We start from the raw sequence: 4,391 nt of genomic DNA, 5'->3' as shown, positions 1-4,391 counted from the left end.
CGCTCGAGCAGGGGGGACCCCCATCGGCACGCTCGGCGTCGATCCCCTGCTGGTGACCGCGCCCGCGCTCGCCCTGCTCGCCGGGACCGTCCTCACCCTGCGCCTGCTGCCTCCCGTGGCGCGGGTCGCCGAGCGGTGGGCGGCCCGCGGGCGGGGGCTGCCCGTGGCCCTCGCGGGCTGGCAGTTCAGCCGGCGCACCGCACGCGGGGCGGGCCCGGTGCTGCTGCTGGTGCTCGCCGTCGCGCTCGGCATGCTCGCGATCGGACAGGCCGCCTCCTGGGACCGCTCGCAGGACGACCAGGCCGACTTCCGGGCCGGGGTGCCGGTGCGGGTGCTGGCCGCCGGGGAGGACGGGTTCGGCCGTACGGACGTGTACGCCGGCCTGCCGGACGTCCGCGAGGCCGCCCCGGCCGTGCGCGCCGCCCAGCCGCTGTCCGGCGACCGTACGGCGACCGTCCTGGCCCTCGACACCGCGCGCGCGGCGGGCACCGTCCTCATGCGCCCCGACCTGGCCGGCGAACCGGTACGGCCGCTGCTCGGCCGGCTCGCTCCGCGGGGCGCCCCGGCCGGGGCCGCGGTGCCGGCGGGCACCGCCCGGCTGGCGCTGACGGCCCGCCTGCACAGCTCGACCGGGCCCGGCACCACCCCCGCGGTGACGGTGACGCTCGCCGACCGGTACGGGGTGCCCTACCAGCTGCCGCTCGGGCAGCTGCCCGCCGACGGCCGCCCGCACACCCTCGCTCTCGCCCTCGGCCCCGCCTCCGGACCCGCCACCCTCACCGGGCTGCGCCTCGACCTCACCCAGCCCGCCGAGCGCGCCGAGCGTCACCGGCTCGTCCTGGAGCGGCTGACCGCGTCCGGCCCGGACGGGACCGAGCACCGGCTCGCGCTGCCCGCCCGGTGGACCACCACCGCCGAGACCGGCGGCGCCGCCGTGCCGAGCGCCGCCACCAGCCCCACCCGCCCCGCCGTCACCGGCACCCGCCCGCTCGCCTTCGCCTACAGCACCGGCTACCTCCCGGACGCCGACATCTGGACCGTCGCCTCCGTCGCCCTCCGGTTCCAGGTGGCCCGGGCCGCGCCCGCCGAGGTGCCGGCCGTCGCGACCGACCGCTATCTGACCGCGGCGGGCGCCCGCACCGGGCAGCGCGTCGACCTCACCGTCGGCGACCGCACGGTCCCGGTGCGGATCGTCCGCGCGGTCCGGGCGCTGCCCACCGGCACCGACCCGGCGCACACCGGCGCACACGACGGCGGTGCCGTCCTGCTCGACCTGCGCGCCGTGAACCAGCTGCTCCAGGCCCGGTACGGCGAGAGCGCCACCCCCACCGAGTGGTGGCTCGGCACCGCACCCGGCGCCGCCGCCCGCGTGGCCGCCGCCGTACGGGCGCTGCCGGACGTGGGGCCGGGGCAGGTCGTGGTCCGCGACGAGATCGCCGCCGAGCTGCGCGACGACCCGTTCGGCGCCGGGCCCCAGGCCGCGTTCACGGCGGCGGCCGTGGTGGCGGCGGCGCTCGCCGCGGTCGGCTTCGCGGTCGGCGCCGCCGGGGCGGGGCGGGCCCGGCGAGCCGAGTTCGCCGTGCTGCGCGCGCTCGGCGTGCCGCGCCGCCGGCTGGCCCGCACGGTCGCCGCCGAGCAGGCCGTGCTGGTGGGCCTGGCGCTCGCGGTGGGCCTGGGCCTGGGCACCGTGCTGGCCCGGGCCGTCCTGCCGTTGATCGTCCTGACCGGGGAGGCGACCCGCCCCGTGCCCGACCTGCTCGTCCGGCTCCCGCCCGGGCGGGTGGCGCTGCTGCTCGCCGCCGTCGCCGTGACACCGCTGCTGGTCGCGGCGGTGTCCGCCGTGCGCCGGGCGGATGCCGCGGCGGCGCTGCGCGCGCCGGGAGGTGAGTGAGATGGGCCGCCGTCGGGAGCCGGTGGCGCCCCCGGTCGCGCCGTGGGTGCGGACCCGGCTGCGGGCCGCGCCCGGCGCCGCCGCCGCGCTGGCGCTGCTGGTCGCGCTGACCGCCTGCCTGGCGGGCGCCTACCCGCGCGCCGTGGACCGGTACGAGGACGCGGGCCTGCGCCGGGCGCTCCGGCAGGCCCGCCCCGAGCACACCACCGTACGGCTGTCGGCGCCCCAGCCCGACCTCGGCCTGCCGCCCGGGCGGCGCGCCGCGGCGCTGCGCCCCGCCGCGCTGGAACGGCAGTACACGAAGGTGCTCGGCACGATCGGCGAGCCGCTCGCCATGGACCGCGCCCAGTCCGCGTACGGCGTCACCGGCACCGTCACCCCGGCCGTGCCCGACCCCTGGCTGCCCCGGCCGACCGGGCTGCCCGCCCGCGTCTCGCTGACCGCACAGAGCGGCCTGGCCGCGCACGCGCGCGTGCGCACCGGCCGGCTGCCGCGCGCCGCACGGCCGGTCGACGCGACGACCCCCGAGGTGGAGGCCGCCGTGACCGCCGCCACCGCCGAGAGCCTGCGCATCGAGGTGGGCGCGGTCATCCACGTCCCGGCGCCCGGCCGCCGGCCGCTCGCCGTCCGGGTCACCGGCATCCTCGTCCCGCGCGACCCCGACGGCGCCTACTGGTCCACCGTCCCGCTGCTGCGCACCCCCAGCCTGGTCACCCTGCCCACCCCGGGCCCGGACCCCGACCGGTACTGGCTCGGCGCACTGCTGCTCGCCCCGGAGGCGGCCCCCGCCCTGCTGGGCACCGGCACCGACCCGGCCCGCTACTGGCATCTCGCACCCGACCCGCGCGCCCTGCGCGCCCACGACCTGGACCGGCTGCGGCCGGCCGTCGCCGCCCTGGAGTCCGGCCCCGCGCTGCAACGCGCCCGCGCCGTCACCGACCAGGGCGCCGACGTCGACACCGACCTGGACGAGGGCCTCGCCGCCTTCTCCCGGCTGCGGTCCGGCATCGCCCCGCTGGTCGCCGTCGCCGCCGCGGGCACCGCGACGGTCGTCGCCGTCGTCCTGCTCATGACCGGCGGCCTGGCCGCCGACCGTCGCCGCGCCGAACTCGCCCTGCTGCGCGCCCGCGGCGCCTCCCTGACCGGCCTCGCCGGGCGGCTGCTGGCCGAGACCGCCGTGGTCGCCGTACCGGCGGGCGCCCTGGGCCTGGCCGTTGCCCTGCTCGCGGTCCCCGCGGGCCGGGTCGCCCCCGCCGTCGCCGCCGCCCTGGCGGCCACCCTCACCGCCTGCGCCGCGCTCCCGCTGCGCGCCGCCCTCGCCCACCGCACGGTACGGCTGACGGCCCCGCGCGAGGACATCGCCTCGGTACGGCCCTCCCGGCGCCGCACGGTCGCCGAACTGACCCTGCTGGTGCTGGCCGCCGGGGCGGTGGCCGGCCTGCGCCGGCGCGGCACCACCGGCGACCAGCTGGTGGCCCTCGCCCCGGTCCTGGTCGGCGTGATCGCCGCGCTGCTGCTGCTCCGCCTCCACCCGCTGCTGCTGCGCCGACTGTCCGGCCCCGCCGGGCGGCTGCGCGGCGCGGTCGGCCACCTCGCGCTGGCCCGCGCGGGCCGCACCCGGGCCTCCGCCGTGCTCCCGCTGCTGGCCCTGCTGACCGCGCTGACCACGGCGGCGTTCGGCGGCTCGGTGCTCGCGGGGGTGGCCGCGGCCCGGGACCGGGCGGCCGTGCTCGCCGTCGGCGCGGACGCCCGCGCGGACGCGAGCGCCCCGCTCCCGGCCGCCGCCCGGGCCCGGGCCCGCGCGGTCCCCGGGGTGCGCGCGGTGACCCCCGTCGCCGTCTCCCACCAGGCCAGACCGGCGGACGGCCAGGACGAGGTGCCCCTGCTGGGCGTCGAGCCCCGCGGCTACGCGCGGCTGACGGCCCACACCGCCCTGGGCGCCTTCCCGTCCGACCGCCTGGCCGCGGTCCGCGCCCGCCCCCTGCCCGCTCTGGCCTCGCCGTCCGTGGCCGCCGCGTACGGCACCCGGCGGCCCTTCCCGGTCCGGCTGGCGGACGGCAGCGCGGTCACCGTCCGCATCGCCCTGGTCCGCGACCGCACCCCCGCCGTCCACGGCGCCGACTTCCTCGTCGTGGACCGCGCGGGCCTGCCCGCCCCGGCGGCCCGCCCCACCGCCCTGCTGCTGACCGGCGACCGCGTGGACGCCGGCGCGCTCCGGCACGCCGTCGGCACGTCGGCCACCGTCCGGGTCCGGGCCGAGGAACGCGCCCGGTACGCCGACTCGCCCCTCCAGTCCGGCGCCGAGCACGTGTACACGGCGGCGGTCGCCACCGGGGCCGGCTTCGCCGTCCTGGCCCTGCTGCTGTCCCTCGTCCGCGCGGCCCCCGAGCGGGCCGCGCTGCTGGCCCGCTTGCGCACGATGGGCCTCACCCGGGCCGAGTCCCGCCGCCTGCTGATCCTCGAATCCCTCCCCCAGGCCGTCCTGGCCGCCGCGGGCGGC

The 4,391-nt window shown here is 81.2% G+C and carries 2 protein-coding genes; both read left to right on the top strand.

Features of this window, described 5'->3' with window-relative positions; genetic code table 11:
• Nucleotides 1-1,891: FtsX-like permease family protein (locus CCN44_RS38190; RefSeq protein ID WP_143650296.1), on the top strand; the 1,891-nt coding region annotated here is incomplete at its 5' end.
• Between the two features lies 1 nt (nt 1,892).
• Nucleotides 1,893-4,391: ABC transporter permease (locus CCN44_RS38185; protein WP_244204035.1), on the top strand; the 2,499-nt coding region annotated here is incomplete at its 3' end.

It is taken from the genome of Streptomyces tricolor, from assembly GCF_002155905.1.
In the GTDB taxonomy this organism is placed as follows: domain Bacteria; phylum Actinomycetota; class Actinomycetes; order Streptomycetales; family Streptomycetaceae; genus Streptomyces; species Streptomyces tricolor.
The sequence above is the reverse complement of the archived record's forward strand: the minus strand, read 5'-3'. Positions and strand labels throughout refer to the sequence as shown.